This window comes from Candidatus Hydrogenedentota bacterium (assembly GCA_019695095.1).
Classification (GTDB): Bacteria; Hydrogenedentota; Hydrogenedentia; order Hydrogenedentales; family SLHB01; genus JAIBAQ01.
Map to the genome: position 1 here is coordinate 22335 of JAIBAQ010000012.1, position 15602 is coordinate 37936.

Here is a 15602-nt window from a genome sequence, read left to right on the forward strand (position 1 = left end):
GGATCACGATGCCGGCCTGCTGTATCTTCAAGAAGGTTCCACTATGGACACTAAAGCGCCTCGAGCCTCCGTCATCCTACGGACAAAGAACTGTGAGAGCCTTATTGGACAGACCCTGGCCGCACTGTTTTCCCAAGACTTCAGGGACTTCGAGTTAATCGTCGTCGATTCGGGTTCCACCGATCGGACGCTCGACATCGTTCGACGATATCCCAGCACTGTTGTTGGCATGAATCCCAAGGAGTATCTTTCTGGCCGCGCACTGAATCTAGGCGCCTCCCGCGCACAATCTGAATTGCTCGTGTTCATCAATTCGGACACCGTACCGTTGGTGCCCGATGCCCTCCGTCTTCTGCTATCCGCCTTGGACGACCCGGAGGTGCAGGCGGCATTCGGCCGCCAAGTACCCCGTCCCGATGCAAGAAGCTGGGTGCGGCACGAAGTGAACACCGCGTTTCCGGACCGTGAGGATGGCGTGACATTCCTGGTGCCTTTTGCTGCGCCCTTTTCCGTGATCCGAAAGAGCGCCTGGGAAGAGCATCCCTTCTTTGAGGAAGCATGGGGATCGGAGGACACGGAGTGGGGTCACTGGGCCCGAACCAACAACCGAAAGGTCAGGTATATCACGGAAGCTCGTGTTATGCACTCGCATAACCACAATCTGCGCCAGTTGTACGGCCGTCTGTTTACAGAAGGCGAAGCCCTGGCGCTCATCCTGGGGGGACAGGATACGATCCTATCCACATGCCGCAAGGCGGTTGGGTCTATCGCGCGCGACTGCGCTCATGCCATTCGATGCGCTCGTCCCTTTGATTTGCCGAGTATTCCCATTCGTCGCCTGGTCTGCCACTGGGCCTACTATAGGGGACACAAGTTGGGTGAGCACCGGCGAGCGACGGGAAGCCGGGATTCGAGTATCGGTCAGGAAGTCATTTTGAAACGGTATGACGGATAGCTATGCCGGGCGCACCATGAAAGTCGGGATACTTACATTCGCATGTGACGCGGGCCTGTCGGGTATCGGGCAGTACCTGATTCGACTGCTGCGTGAGTTTCCACAGACTGCAGCCGACTTGCAGTTTGAAGTGATTGGCTTTCACGATGAGTTGGAGGCCTTTCTTCCTGCCGGGCACCCTTACACTACGCACGTGGTCTGCACGTTATGGAAGAATCCTATTCTCAATATCACGTGGCAGAATACGGTGCTGCCCGCTCTTTGTCAGAAACGCCGATATGACGTGCTATTTCTGCCTGCGGCGAACCGTCGCCTGCCACTCTGGCTGCCGTGCCCCACTGTGGGCACCGTGCATGATTTCTCAAGTATTCATGTCAGCGGGAAGTACGATCCGCTGCGCGATTTCTACATCAAACAGGTACTTCCTTTTCTCATTCGTCGCTTGACGCGTGTCATTGTGGTTAGCGAATGTACGAAGCAGGACGTTGTCCAATACGCGCGCTGTCTTGAGGAACGTGTCCAGGTTATCCTGCATGGTGTCGATCACAATACTTTTTTCCCGCGAGACAAGGAGGACGCGCAGCGAGCAGTTTGCCCCAAGTATGCCATTCGCCCTCCCTACATACTCTACCTGTCGCGCATCGAGCATCCTGGAAAGAACCACACGCGACTGATTCAAGCCTTCGCGCACCTGAAGCAACGCACATCGCTTCCCCATCAACTCGTTTTGGCGGGGTGTGATTGGACGCGCGCTGAGGTCGTGCATCAGGTGTGTCAGGATATGGGACTTGGAGATAATGTACGTTTCACCGGCTTTGTCGAGGCCCAGGACCTTCCAAGCCTGTATTGTGGTGCAGAACTGTTTGTCTTCCCTTCGCTTTTTGAGGGTTTTGGCATGCCTATCGCGGAAGCCATGGCCAGCGGTGTTCCTGTTGCCTGCTCAAACTGTAGCTCCCTGCCGGAGATCGCGGGAGATGCCGCGGCGTATTTCGATCCCGGTGACGTGACGGACATCGCCAATGTGCTCCTGGAAATGATTGACAATCAATCTGCGCGTGAGCGCTGCATCAATTCAGGCAGGGCGCGGGCGGCGCAGTTTCAGTGGTCCTTTGCCGCAGATAGAACGATTGAAGAATTGATTCACGCGGTCACCGAGTCTGCATGAGACGGCAAGTTATCTGAGACCCGGGGAAATCGAGTGATTCGGGAGTAAACATCGAGGTTAGCGGGCTCCCGAAACCGTTTTGAAAGGATGCGCCATGAACGTACTTTTCATTTCGAGTCTTCAGGTTTACTGCAGCGTTGAGAAACCGCTCTACAATCAGAATGCATTAAGCCTTGGCGTTTCCTACATTTCATCCTACCTGAAGCGGGCCGGCCATGAGACACGTATGTTTGTAATGACCCGGGATACACCGAGGCGCGACCTCGACCGCGCCATCGATGAGTTTAAACCCGGACTTATCGGGTTCACGGCAATCTTCAGTGAATTTGCGTTCATACGAGAGGTGGGAATGTACGTCAAGGAGCGTCATCCTGAAATCTACCTGATGGCAGGTGGGCCGCACGTATCTTTGAATCCTGAGATCGCAATTCAGGATGCTTTCGACGCGATTTGTATCGGCGAGGGAGAAGCCGCTTCACTTGAGCTGGTTAATCAGCTTCAGCAGGGACGGAGTCCCTCTGGAATTCAGAATCTCTGGATAAGGCAGAATGGCAAGATTGAAAAGAATCAGACACGGCCTTTTGAGCAAGACCTTGACGCGCTGCCATTTCCTGACCGCGACATGTGGCAGGAATGGATTGACGATCCCGTTACGGTTCCTTGTATCTTGCTGGGCCGGGGCTGTCCCTATACGTGTACCTATTGCTGCAATCACGCGCTGAGAGCGCTCGCGCCGGGTAACTATGTCCGTTTTCGTTCTCCTGAGAACGTGCTGGAAGAAGTCAAGGAATTTTCAGCAAGAAATCCCGCGGTGTCACACATCTATTTCGAGGTTGAGACGATTGGCGCCAAACCCCATTATGCCGAAGCCCTATGTTCGTGCTTGAATGCATACAATCAGGAGCGCAAAGCGCCACTGACATTTTCGGTCAATCTGCGTATCCATCCGAAGAAGGATTTTGGCCCATTCTTTGCCACTCTCAAGACGGCACATTTTACGTCGGTCAATATAGGTCTCGAATCGGGAAGTCCTCGTGTCAGAAAAGAAGTGCTTCGGCGCACGTACTCAAACGACGACGTAAGGAGCGCAGTGCGTGCTGCGAAAGAGAACGGATTAAAGGTTCATCTCTATGTGCTTATCGGATTGCCGGGAGAGACCCTGGAGGAGTTCCGGGAAACGATTGAATTGACGAGGGAATGTGAGCCAGATTTCTACTATCTCTCCATCTTTACCCCGTATCCGGGGACCGTGCTCTGTGACAAATGCAAGGAGATGGATCTTCTGGAAAACGAGCTCGATATGACGCTGGAGCGTCGCAGAGCCGTTCTTGACTTGCCCGGATTTTCGCGGCGCCAGATTCAGCGTGAGTATCTTTTGTTTGCCTACAGGGTGTACAAAGGGAAATGGCCCATCAATGCCATATTCAGGAAGGTAGTCGGGACGTGGCTGCGCACCAGTGCCGTCCTGTATCGATGTTACCGCATCCTGATGCGGCGACCTAGAGTTCGCGATTTCATGAGGAGCGTCGGGTGGCAGTGGGGCTGAGTGCCATCAGGGAGATTCTGGCGACCGGCGCTTTCCTCGCTCAGGCACAGAATCTGCGATTACCGCTTGATAGATGTTAAGCAGCCCATTTGTAACGTTGTCCCATGAATACCGTTCGACCGTCTCGCGACCTGAGGCGGCAAGGGCAAGTGCCCGTTCCGTTGTCAACGATCCGTAGGCACGAAGGAAGTCCACGATATCATCCGCCTCGAAGAGCAGGCCGTTCGTTCCATCCTTCACAAAGTCTGGAATTCCGCCGACACGGCTGGCAATCACGGGACATCCTGCGGCCCACGCCTCCAGTACGACAATGCCAAACGGTTCATGAACGGAGGGTAAAACAAATACATCAGCCGCATGGTAGGCATCGACGAGCATTGGGTCTTCTGGCGTCAGGCCGGGGACGACAGTCACGGCGTCTTCCAACCCGTTTTCACGCGCACATCTTGTCAGGTTGTTCCAGTAGTCTTCGTTGTTCACGGAACCCACGAAGGCGATATGGATACTGGGATCGCTCCGGCGAAGGTCGGGAAGTGCTTTGACCAGGAAGAGCTGGTTCTTTTGGGGGGCGATCCGCGCCACCGTCAATAGCAGGCGAGCGGACTCCGGGATGCCGTGCGCCTGCCGAAACCGCTGGCCATCGCCGCGTGCAAAGTACTCTACATCGACGCCATTGGGCAGGTACTCTATGCGCTTACCGGGGAAGCGCTCTTGGGCTAACCTCTGTTCCTGCCGACCGACGCAGAATAGTGCTGCTGCATCGTCCAGCACACGCCTGGAGCCCACGCACCACCCCAAGATCTTACCCCATTCGAAGGCGTTGTCAGCAGGAGCCATCAAGGCGCTCTCTTCCTCCGCTGGCAAGTCATAGATGCCCCCGTGCAAGGTAATGACGTAGGGGATGCGTCTCCACTTGGACACCGTCCGCACGATGCCCCCAAGTCTCTTGCCAGTATGCAAATGGAAAAGGTCAATATTCGGAATTTGCATGAGCGTGTGCATTAGAGAAAAAGAGAAGAGGTTTCCCCCCACCTTGTCGAGCTTCAATCGCGCCTCGCTTCCGAGGTTCCAATACGGGTAGAAGTACCCTAGTCTCTTTACGCGTACTCCGCCGATTTCCTCCTCATTTCTGGAACTCAGAACGGCGGGACACACGACTTCGAATTGGTTCCCTGCTGCCTGGATTCGGCGTCCGGTTTCCAGCACATACGTCTCGATGCCGCCCCAGTCCTCACGAACGAAACGACGCGGCACTGCCACGACATGAATGCCTACGCTCATCTCAATCACCCTCGGGAGCCACGCTGTGTTTCGGCGACGCGTATCGATCCACATCCCAAACTGTAGCGGTTCGGAAATCTGGTTCGTAACACTTCCTCATCTTTACGGGTCTGACAGCGGCATGCCAAAATCGGGTTTGTCCGCTCGACGCCCCAGTATCCATTCATAGACTTGCAGGACCTGCCGGGCTTTGGCTTCCCATGCAAAACATTCCCTCACTCGCCGGCACGCGCTCTCTTGCATGCTGAGTATCCGAGACGGTTCACAGACAATTTGCTCAAGTATATCTCGCAATCTAGTGACTACTTCTGCTCGATTTCCCATCTTAACGAGAAAACCGGTCTTCGCAGTTACCAATTCGGCGGGGCCTGCGTAGTCGAGGACGATTGGGACAAGTCCAAGTGCCATGGCTTCGATTACAACGCCGCCTCCGAAGTCGCGAATGCTGGGAAAGGCAAATACCTGCGACTGTGCCAGGCGGTCATGCAGTTTATCGTGGTCGAGCCATCCCTCCATCTTTACGCCAAAGTCAATTCCGGCCCGATCGACTAAAGCTCGCAGTCGCGGCATTTCTGGCCCATCGCCGATTATGTCCACCACTATTTTCTTCTCCTTTACAAGGGGTGCGGCAGCCTCAAGCAACATGTCCACCCCCTTGAGGGGGACCAACCTGCCGACAAACGCCACTCGCAGTGGGCGCTCGATAGGGCCTTGGGAACCTGGCTTGAATTGGCCGACATCAATTCCGTTCTCAGGGATGTACACGCACTTGTGCCGGTAGAGTTCGGGTATCTGCTGCCAAGTGAACCGCGCTCCAACGATAATTGCGGATGCATGTGTGCGTGTCGCGCGATAGCCAGGTAACAGCTTGTGAAGGGGGCGCAAAAGAGAAATCCACTCTCTCTCTCTCTTGCGAATCTCATCGAATCCATCGGGCCAGGGAACACCCCCATTAATGGGTCCCAGGATAAAAGGCACGCCCGCCTTGTGGCATCTGGTCGCAAGGATACTCGGAATGGTTGGACTTAAGGGAAGCAACCGATGCACAAGGTCAAACTCTCCAGCCTGTATGTGAACCCTAAAACGCGCCCAGACTAGATACTCGAAGTAGTAGTAGGAGAGGGCTGAAAATGCAGTATGCGTCGCCCATCCTTTCGCGGAAAACACCGTCCACTTTTTTCGCGCACCTCCCCTGAAGAACTCACCCACCTTAAACATCGGCTCCAGCACTCTACTGGAGTCAATCGCCGTGAAGTCACGTCCTTCTACAAGGCCGGCACGCACGATGGCATCCCGCGTCCTTAATTGAGTCACCAAATGAACATCGGCCAGTTCGGCCAAGGCCCGGGAGTGCGACCATCCGACCAACGGCACGCTCGGGGCCTCCGGATTCGCAGACTCCGCAATTAGTAGTACTCGGATTCTTGGCATTTCCCGTACCTTGTTGCGCCATTGCCGTGCGTGAAACGTACGCGCGCGCTCTTACCTCAAGTCATTCCTCCATCGAACTCTGCTCCAATGGCCCCGCTTATAGTCCAACCGATGATCTGCCGAGCAGTCTGTCTGCATAACGCGGCAGAACTGCCGACGTGTCGTATTCCCGCTGAATCAGCACATAACCGCGTTCCCGGAGATATCTCCTGGCCTGCCTTCTTTCATGGGAACGAAGATTGCAGTGCTCGTAATTGATAAGCACGGGCTCAATTGCAGAAAAGTCAATCAGCTTGATAATTTCGAAGTCATACCCTTCGACATCGATCTGGAGTAGATCTAGTTTTGCTATGTGATGCTTCTTGAGGAGATCCATCAGCGTTATGCAGTCTACGCTTTCCTGATCAATACGTTCTTCCGGCAAATTCCTGAGTGCATTCTTCTCGGGGCAGAATGTGGCAAGGCCCTCTTGCCAGGGTTCTGTGGCATGGCCTTCCTTGACACGGAATAGCGTGGCGGGTCCCGGTGCCTTGGATATGGCCGCGTTTTCGAAAATCAGGCCTTCTGTATGTGCGTAATTCTGTAGGAGCTGCGCGAACTTACCCTTGAGCGGTTCGACCAGAAGGCCTTTCCATTTGTGGCCAACAATGTGCTGCCGCAGCGGGTCTGCCATGGCGCCGTCGTTGGCGCCAATCTGGACAAAGAAGAAGTCGGACCGTTCCCCGGGAAAGGAATCGAGAAAAGTCCGGAATGCCTGCTCTCGACGCTCCCACCTTGTTCTGAACAGCGCCCTTCGCACGTTGAGGAAGAGATTTCGCAAGATTTTCAGAAATGACCACAGCAATGGACACTTCCTGAGGTACCTTCTTAGAGGGACAGAAACGCTACTCATCGGTAGGCTCCCCCGCGCAATTCGTATGCACTAGCAGCAAAAGTCATGCGGTGGGCCGCAACGGCCAATCCAGTCATTATGTTGAAGAGCATGAATATCTGCTGATTCCTAAATGTAATCTCTGTGGTGTTGGCCAGGAATTCAGCCAGAAATCCGAAGAAACACCCGATGCCGATCAGGGTCCAGAGTTCAGAATTGCGGACGAAGAAATGACGTCCGGCTATTGACAGCCAACGGAACCAGAGCAACAAGGAGATGAGCAGCCCAGGCCACCCAAGTTCACCGAGCGTCAAACCGTACAGCGTGTGCCCCTGTGTTGCGCGGCCATCGCCGGGTTCTGCCGTACTGGAATAGGGCCGCGAGGTGTCGTCGCCCGCCCAGTGGCAATACAGGTGGTAATACCAGCCCCAGTTGTTGAGACCGACCCCGAAGGGATGGTCTTTCGCCATCATCCAACCCACTCGGTAGAAACCCGTGCGTCCCCCTTCCGGTTTGAACGCGGCCGCCGTTCTGTCGGCTTGATGCCGCTCTTCCAGGGCGTCCAGGCCACGATAGAAGATTCCACATACGACAGTGGCAAGTATGAGCAAGAGCGCCGTCTTGCGCGCGTCGACTCGAGCACCGTGACCTGCGATCAGGGCGCCGGCGGAAGTGGCCAGGAAGACAACGGACGGCATACGGGCAATAGTCAGAATTGTAGCCACCGCTCCCAGGGTCCAGGCAGCAGTACAGAACGCCTTTATCGTGCGGCGCTCGCCTGAGAGCGCGATCGCGAGCAGAAGAGGGGCCGTCAGGCAGCAATAGTCGCCCAGAATGTTGGAATGTGGAAAGGTCCCATATACCCGGTAAATTGACCATACATAGCGCTGCAGGACCGCAAGGCATCCGTTGTATATGAGGACGGCACTCAGCGCGTACAGCAAAATATATGCGTCACGGCGAGACCTGATAAACCATGCTACCGCGATAAACACCAGCATGCCGCGGAGGAGCTTCACGATTTCAAACATCCCGAACAGCTTGGGATTGGAAACGGCAACAGTGAAAGAGGCGTAGGCAAAGTAGATGAGCATCGGGGCCAGGCTTGCGGGCCAGAATATGCGGCCGCCTTCGCGCCGCAGGGTGACTACCGTGCTCATGAGAAGGATGAGGGCGAACAAGTCGACAATGGAGAATTCGAATCCGCGCGTGGACCCGGCATACCACCACCGTTCAAGGAAATTGATATCGCATCGGTCTGTAAATGCCGTGAAGAACACCAAGGCAAAGAAGACGCATTCGCGGACACGCCGTGAATAGGACGATGCGAGGATGCCCGCAGGCACAAGGAGGACTAATCCGGCCAGGAACACCGCGTATTTCATCAGGGCATGGCTCCAGCAGCTTCTCCTACCGCTGCATTAGTACGGAATTGGACAACGTATGAACCTCGGAGGCCCAACGCCCCCAATTAAACGTTTGATCGTACGCGCCTCGTGCGGCCTCGCAGAACTGCGCGTAGGTACAAGTATCCCGAAAGAGTCCGGCAATGATATCGGCGAACTCATCGGCCGGCGTAGATCGGTCGCGTACAATCCCGTTGACTCCGTCAGTAACGATTTCCGGGACGCCACCGACTGCACACGTGACAACCGGGAGTCCATGTGCAAATGCCTCGCAAAAAACAATGGGCGAGCAGTCCCCCCTGGTCGGCAAGAAGAGAAACGTGGCCTCGTCAAGCAATTGAGACAGGCGTGCCTGGTCCTTTGCCTCGTGCTTATTCAGAAACGGGACGACGCGGATGTAAGGACTCACACTTGCAGGGACTATACCGCACACAGTCAGTCGCGCCTTCAATCCGAGCCGATTCAACGTCTCCACTACGGAAATGGCCAGTTCGCCCCCTTTCCGCTCCCAGTCAACACCCAGGAACAGCAGCTCGCACGTTGATTGCTCACGCCTCCTGTTTTCCAGGACTCTCTCTCGATCGGGAACCTTATCCAGATTGGCTCCAAAGGCAATTGATCGGACTTTGTCCGGTGAAACTCCATACTGATGAATCGCAGAGTCAGCGGCCCACTTGGACCCAAACACGATAAGGTCGCAATGAGCGTATGCTTCGCGCTCAAATTTCATAAGCTCTCGAAGATTTCTCGCGGATATCCCTGCATAGCCCGGATATTGAAGTTCAACAAGTTGCGCTTTTGTGCCGTCGGAAAAATAGATCAACGGTTTTGATGTCTTGATAGCTCCCGGCAAAACCAAGGAGTCAATGCAGAAGGCGATATTCCAGTTGTCTGGAAACGATCGAAGGCGATGCTTTAACTGTCGGGCATGATAGGCAGTAGACCTTGGTCTCCAGTAAGGGCTGCGTCCAACGAGAGCAAGCAGTCGATTCTCAAAGCCTATGGTGATACCTCGGGGGTAGCCAAGGGAGTCGCAACGATGAACTTCGTCGCACACCGAGGTGAGGGCCTCGAACATCTTGTACGCTATCCCGGACCAGATCAGCCTGTCCAGAAGACTGAAACGAGCTATGACCAATGCATTCATGGGACGCATATTCGGCAGCCTGAGAGGTCTGCCGTTCCCTTTTGCGGTGCTACTGTCAGTTGACATACCCAGTTGGCCAATATTCTGTTACCTCTAAAGCGACACTTCCGTATTTCTAGACCATGTGGATTTCCGCGTCTCTGAGCGATAGCGAAGAGCCGAGCGAATCATGCGGCGCACGTCCGCGCGATCATTGTCTTTCATGAGGACTACCAGGCATAGGATATAGACCGTGGCGCCGGCGATGGCTATCACGATTACGGCAGTCCATTGTGGGCTGGCGACGCATGCACGGAGACCCAGCATGAGAAGGACCGATGCCAAGAAGGGCACTGTACCGGGAAGAATAGTCTCCGAGAGTACGCGACGAAGTCGCATATTCAGGAGTCGAATCGCAAGAGGCCACCAGAGGAGAAGGTGACCCAGGTACACGCTGATGACAGAGGCCAACGCGGATCCCTTCGCTCCGAGGTGGAGAGAAGCAACAAGGTAGATGGTAAGTCCCAGGTTGAATGAGTTCTCGAGCGCGGTTCTCCAGGCAAGGCATCTCAGCTGCGCTCTGGCGGATGCGATAGGCCACAAAATCGAGTTGCCATAATTCATTGGAAAGCAGGCAAACAGCAGCATTGACACCACACCCGCCTGTCCATACGCATTTCCGACGTAGAGGGCGAAGATATCGCTACCGAGAATCATGAAAGGTGCTGCAACAAAAAGGGAACTCCACAGGGAGAGACGGCCCATTCGAATGAAGAGCTCCGTGAGGCGGTCATTCTGATTCATGGCGTGCATTGAGATGACAACCGGCTCGATGGCGCCACTGTAACCTGCATAAAGTGATTTGAACTGCCGGATAGGTAGGGATCCAAGGTAGAAGCAGGAAACATCGACTGCAGAAGCAAAACGATTGAGCACGATTGGGTCCGCTGACTGCAAAACGGCGCCAAAAAGCCCATTGACGAAGTTCCAACCGCCAAAGCCTACCATCTCCTTTGCCAGAGTTCGGTCTCGGTATGCACGTCGCAGGCGGAGGCTTGGAACGAGACGTCTCGATACTGTCTGCGTAATGGCCAGGTTCAGCATGTCGGCCCCTACAGAAGCTGCGATGACCCAAATAACGCGATCGCCCGCCGTATAGAGTAGAGTGAAAAGCAGCGTGAGGCGAAAGAGTTCGGTGCCGACACCAATCATGTTTTGCAGCACGAATTTCTGGCGCACATAAAGTCCCATTCCAAAGGGGGACAGCGGAAGGCGAATCGCAGCGGAAAATATGAGCAGGGCCATCATGACGCGGGCGTCCCAAAGCAGCTCCGGAGAGATGTTGACGAGGTGGTCAATGTACCAGGCAATTGTCCAGCCTGCCCCGAGAAAGGCGAGTCCCCCGGCGCATAGGATGGGAAACATTGTGGACACAATTCGAGTCACACGTTCATCATCGCTTCTGGCGTAGGCCTCGACTAAGTATCGGCCGAGGCCGCCAGTCAGTACGGTGGTGATCAGGGGGGCGAACATCATGATGGAGTAGAGAACGGGCAGGAGACTGTACTCCTCGGGCGTGACGCGCTTGAGCAGGTACTGTTGCAGCCAAATGAGTACGGTTATGGTCAGCAGTCGCGTAGCAAGCGAACTGGCGGTGTTGATGAGTACGAGCCTCTTGCTGATTGGCACACGGAGTGTCGCGTCTGGGGAGTTAGGCTTCATCTGCAGTAACAGGGCCAGTGAGAGCCGCACTTCGCACATCGCTATCGGCCTCGGACCGCATCAGGGCAAGCATGTTGACCAGGTGGGACGGTCTTGCGGCATCTTGGGAATTGGTCATGAATGTGGCAACGGAGTCTTTGTCCTCCGGGTCGTAGCCGTGCATTGCCACAAGTGGTTTTTCACCCATAAAGCTTGGGCACAGTAGACAGCCAGGGTCCATGAGAAAGATTAGGTCGCCATACCTGTTATCTGGAAAGTCACAGCCCCACCGGGCCAGTACTTCCTGGGACAGGATGTGGCCGTGTGCTTCCTCATTCAATTGGGCAGTGATGGCATCTCGAGCACGGGGACTGTAAAACCAAAATCGGGCCATTGTGGAGTCATACGCGGCCAAATAATCCTTGCCAAAGCGGAGGCCCAGAGAGTCGACTCGTTCCATGAGGGGGCATGTGCAGATAGTGTCCGTCATGCCATGGTCAGAAAAAACAAAGAGCCGGACTTCGTCGTAGCGGCGGTTGGCATGTTCCATCAGAATCCGAAGTTGATCCTCGTACCAACGGACTTTGCGGGCCCCCCCGTTCCCATGTTTGCCTTCGCGATGCAATATCGCATCTAGAGCGGCGAGGTAAACAAACCCGAACCGGATCTTGCTTTCATCAATCGCCAGCCTGGCGGCAGCGAGATTTGCCTCTTCATTCGCGTGCCAGTCAGACCGGTGAAACGGGATATCGTTTTCCCGCAGATGGTCGAAAATGGTCGGACATCCGCCATTGATACCACCCGGTTCGAAGATATCGCGACGTTCCATGTAGTCGAATTTGGACAGATGCTTGAATGGCATGTTGTAAATCTGAAAATAGCCGGTGATACCGTGAATGCGCTGGAGATGCTTGCTCATGTAACTACGGATTCGCCCGCGCCGGGTGATGAACCGAGGGATCGCGCTGAAAAGATGATAGTAGGCAAATGGCGTTTTCCCCGTGGCGCGCGCGAAGAATGTGAAATGGCCGTGCTCCCGAGGAAGCCTTCCGGTAAGTATCGTTGGAATACACGTAGAGCTATAGCCAAATTGGGTGCCCAGCGGCATTCTGACGGGTAGCATGTCATCCAGAAAGGAGTAGTGCTTGACAAGTTCCCAGCCAAACGCGTCAATGAACACGAATAGGCTCAGCCTGCCGGGCTTGACCGCAGCTTTGGAGGCTTCACTATTCACCGCACAAGTTTCCCACTACGCCCCTACAGAGTTCCGCAGAAATGCATGCAGAGAAGGCTGCTTCTGGGAAGCACTCCCCTTTGCCGCATACCAGTTGGCGTTTCTCAATCACTGCTTCACGCCGCCCCACGACCGCTAAACACTGCGTTGAACGTCTTTAAGAGGATCAGAAAATCCGCACTAAATGACCACGAATCGATATAGGCGAGGTCCATTGCAACCCACTCGTGGAAGGGGACGTCGCTCCTGCCGCTAACTTGCCAAGGGCCTGTCATTCCGGGTTTGACGCTCAAGCGACGTCTTTCAAACCACTTGAACTTGTCGACTTCATGGGGCATCAGAGGGCGCGGGCCCACCAGACTCATTTGCCCTAACCAGACATTAAAGAGCTGCGGAAGCTCATCGAGGCTGTATTTGCGCAGGAAGCGCCCAAATTTTGTCACACGCGGGTCGTTCCGAATCTTGAATACCGGTCCATCCGCCTCGTTCAGTGGCATGAGGTCTCGCTTAAGGTCCTCGGCATTTGCCACCATTGACCGGAACTTGATCATCTTGAAAGACCGGTGGTTCTGCCCAATACGATCTTGCACGAAAAACACAGGGCCCTTGGAAGCCAACTTGATGAGGACTGCAAGCACGGCGAAGAGCGGCGCGAAGAGGATGATCAGGACACTAGAGGAAGCAAAATCTACGAGTCGCTTCACCGCCAGCCAGGCGTAAGTCTCGGACATGGTGGAGAGAGAAATCAGTGGCCTGTCCTCAATCAGTACCGTGCGGCATTTTGCGATGTGAAGCGGCAAGACATTCCCAACAACATGTACCGGCATGCCTACGCGTTCACACTCTTCGACCACTGCCTTTATCGCATCAAAATGGGAATGAACCGGGAGGGTTATGAAGGTTTCATTTACTTTGTTCAGCTTCAAGATGGTGCTAACTTCGCTGATGGGTCCGAGGTACGGTACCTCCGCCAGTCCCACGGAATCGGTGCGAGGCTTTTCGTCATCGATCACTCCCACCACTCGATACCCTAAGCGCGACACTCCTCCCAGTTGCCGGATTAGATCAACGGTTCGCTCATTGGCACCGACGACGACCACATGGCGAATGCGATAGCCCAGGGAGTAGATGATCTGCGTCAAAAAGCGAATGGAAGTGCGGAAAACAAGCAACGCGACACAGGAGAGCAGGCAGAACACGAGAAGGAAGTTTCTTGTCGATCGCACACCAGAAACAAGCACTGCCAACAAGAACCCACTGATGACGGCCGCGTTGCCTATGGCCTTGAGAATGCCAAACACCTCCGGTGTCAGCGATTCGACGTTACGCCACCGCCATAGCCACCTGTCGGTTGCGGCCGCATACCACGCGGCCACAAAGATAGCCCAGAACGGCAGATAGTTCACAAGGCAAATCTTCACCAACTCCGGAGTAACCGTCGTGAGATCGATGGCAAGAAAGTAGGCCGCAGAGATGCAGCAGGCATCCAGGCCAGCCAGAACGAGGGTGGTTATGGAATGGGGTTTCAAGTATGACCACCGGTCCTCACTGCCGTTCTCGAGGGCACGAGGCGATGCGCCTGAGTGCAACGGTACTCGTAGGAACGAAAGCTGCCCAAAGAGAACATCGGCCAGTTGTGGCAGATCGTCCAGTCCGTAGCGGCGCAGGAAGCGGCCAACTCGAGTGAGCTGAACTGCCGCATCTGTCTTCCCTCTTCCGCTAGCGACCGGATGTATGCGAAACGCCCACAAGCTTTCGGCCCGCTCGTTTCCCACAGGCTGACGCTTCTGGACAAAGACGGGACCTTTCGATTCGAGCTTTATAATCAGGGCGACGATGGCGAAAAGGGGCGCCAGCGCAAACAGCAGCAGGAACGCCGTGATAACTTCCGTTACCCGCCGCAATTGAATGTTTGCCAAGTACCGAGGTCTACCAAGGACAGACAAGAGGGGCACATTTCCGATTCGTGTAACGTCACATGCGGCCATGTGCACTGGAAACATATCCCCTACGAGCCGAACAGGGACTCCGATGGTCTCGCATACATGGGCAATGCGCTCGACTTCCTTGTAGAAGCTGCCCAAGGGAAGCGCCAGGTAGACCTCATCAATCATGTGCTGAATCAGGAGTCTATCGATTTCGCTCACCTTGCCAAGACAGGCTATCCCAAGTTCATTGAATCCGGCACCGCGTGCGGGGTCATCTTTGATGTATCCAATCACGCGGTACATTCTGTGTTCGTCGGCTAGGAAGTCTCTGGCAAGTTCCACAGCCTTTTCGTCCGCGCCCACAAACAGGACGCGGCAGTCACTATAGCGTCGGCGCAGTACTAGGACGCCGGGACGAGTAATCAGTACTCCCGCCAGCATCATCGTCAATGCGACAACGGAGAACACAAGAAAGAACGGGCGGCTGTAGTCCCATTTCAGATAGAGGACAAGCGCAAATCCGCTGAATATCAGTGTTATGAAGTAGACCCGGGTCACAGAAAAGAGAAGCGCCGTCAGGGATTCGCCGCGCCGAGACTCGTACAGGTGCTGGTCAAAAGTCACAATGCACCAGATCGCCGAAAAGACAGCAAAGTAGATCCCATATGTCGCGGCGCGTTCCCCCCACGTCTCTTCTGGTCCAGTAGCCAACCACACAGAGAACGCGAATGCGGCAAACAGACAACTGATGTCGCGTAATACCCGGAGAAACAGCTTCACCATGGGCCTGAACAGCATCTAGCCGACTCCACGCCAGTATTTCACGGCGCAAAACAGGACTACCCACCCGCGAACTGCAATCACCCAGCAAGCGCAACTATGAACAAAAGCGTTTCCAGTCGAGAAGCACCTTTGCGAGCCAGAACCTGCGATACCCTTAAGTACCCTCCAGAACGAA

At 54.8% G+C, this 15602-nt stretch carries 11 protein-coding genes; 3 read left to right on the top strand and 8 right to left on the bottom strand.

The genetic code is table 11. The features are described 5' to 3' along the window. Positions 1–43: 43 nt before the first annotated feature. The 3 genes from K1Y02_03755 to K1Y02_03765 all read left to right on the top strand — a co-directional run bounded on the left by K1Y02_03755 (position 44) and on the right by K1Y02_03765 (position 3666). Positions 44–955 (top strand): glycosyltransferase family 2 protein, encoded by a 912-nt coding sequence (locus K1Y02_03755; GenBank protein ID MBX7255456.1) that lies wholly within the window; start codon positions 44–46, stop codon positions 953–955. Beyond that, a complete protein-coding gene (locus K1Y02_03760) occupies positions 945–2120 on the top strand; it encodes a glycosyltransferase family 4 protein (protein MBX7255457.1) in 1176 nt (391 codons plus the stop codon). The genes K1Y02_03755 and K1Y02_03760 overlap by 11 nt, the downstream gene beginning before the upstream one ends. A 94-nt stretch (positions 2121–2214) precedes the next feature. Beyond that, positions 2215–3666, top strand: a complete 1452-nt coding sequence (locus tag K1Y02_03765) for a B12-binding domain-containing radical SAM protein (GenBank protein MBX7255458.1) — start codon at positions 2215–2217, stop codon at positions 3664–3666. A 6-nt stretch (positions 3667–3672) separates the two neighbouring features. On the opposite strand, the gene K1Y02_03770 is transcribed toward K1Y02_03765, so the two are convergent. The 8 genes from K1Y02_03770 to K1Y02_03805 form a co-directional block, all read right to left on the bottom strand. Continuing rightward, on the bottom strand, positions 3673–4947 hold the full coding sequence (locus K1Y02_03770; protein MBX7255459.1) for a glycosyltransferase family 4 protein: 1275 nt from the start codon (positions 4945–4947) through the stop codon (positions 3673–3675). Positions 4948–5049: 102 nt separating this feature from the next. Then, on the bottom strand, positions 5050–6378 hold the full coding sequence (locus tag K1Y02_03775) for a glycosyltransferase (GenBank protein ID MBX7255460.1): 1329 nt from the start codon (positions 6376–6378) through the stop codon (positions 5050–5052). A 97-nt stretch (positions 6379–6475) separates the two neighbouring features. After that, a complete protein-coding gene (locus tag K1Y02_03780) occupies positions 6476–7051 on the bottom strand; it encodes an FkbM family methyltransferase (GenBank protein MBX7255461.1) in 576 nt (191 codons plus the stop codon). A gap of 215 nt (positions 7052–7266) precedes the next feature. After that, complete coding sequence (locus tag K1Y02_03785) at positions 7267–8634, bottom strand: hypothetical protein (GenBank protein MBX7255462.1); 1368 nt, start codon at positions 8632–8634, stop codon at positions 7267–7269. Between the two features lie 25 nt (positions 8635–8659). After that, positions 8660–9385: a glycosyltransferase family 4 protein gene (locus K1Y02_03790; protein MBX7255463.1), complete on the bottom strand. Its 726-nt coding sequence runs from the start codon at positions 9383–9385 to the stop codon at positions 8660–8662. 510 nt (positions 9386–9895) lie between these two features. Next, a complete protein-coding gene (locus K1Y02_03795; protein ID MBX7255464.1) occupies positions 9896–11470 on the bottom strand; it encodes a hypothetical protein in 1575 nt (524 codons plus the stop codon). A gap of 22 nt (positions 11471–11492) precedes the next feature. Continuing rightward, positions 11493–12716, bottom strand: a complete 1224-nt coding sequence (locus K1Y02_03800; GenBank protein MBX7255465.1) for an alkaline phosphatase family protein — start codon at positions 12714–12716, stop codon at positions 11493–11495. A gap of 116 nt (positions 12717–12832) precedes the next feature. Continuing rightward, positions 12833–15442, bottom strand: coding sequence for an exopolysaccharide biosynthesis polyprenyl glycosylphosphotransferase (locus tag K1Y02_03805; protein ID MBX7255466.1), 2610 nt, complete (start codon positions 15440–15442; stop codon positions 12833–12835). Between the last annotated feature and the right edge of the window lie 160 nt (positions 15443–15602).

Coding starts and splice junctions, on each gene's coding strand:
- K1Y02_03755 (MBX7255456.1), top strand. CDS start 44: ATGGACACTAAAGCGCCTCGAGCCTCCGTCATCCTACGGACAAAGAAC.
- K1Y02_03760 (MBX7255457.1), top strand. CDS start 945: ATGACGGATAGCTATGCCGGGCGCACCATGAAAGTCGGGATACTTACA.
- K1Y02_03765 (MBX7255458.1), top strand. CDS start 2,215: ATGAACGTACTTTTCATTTCGAGTCTTCAGGTTTACTGCAGCGTTGAG.
- K1Y02_03770 (MBX7255459.1), bottom strand. CDS start 4,947: ATGAGCGTAGGCATTCATGTCGTGGCAGTGCCGCGTCGTTTCGTTCGT.
- K1Y02_03775 (MBX7255460.1), bottom strand. CDS start 6,378: ATGCCAAGAATCCGAGTACTACTAATTGCGGAGTCTGCGAATCCGGAG.
- K1Y02_03780 (MBX7255461.1), bottom strand. CDS start 7,051: ATGGCAGACCCGCTGCGGCAGCACATTGTTGGCCACAAATGGAAAGGC.
- K1Y02_03785 (MBX7255462.1), bottom strand. CDS start 8,634: ATGAAATACGCGGTGTTCCTGGCCGGATTAGTCCTCCTTGTGCCTGCG.
- K1Y02_03790 (MBX7255463.1), bottom strand. CDS start 9,385: ATGAAATTTGAGCGCGAAGCATACGCTCATTGCGACCTTATCGTGTTT.
- K1Y02_03805 (MBX7255466.1), bottom strand. CDS start 15,442: ATGCTGTTCAGGCCCATGGTGAAGCTGTTTCTCCGGGTATTACGCGAC.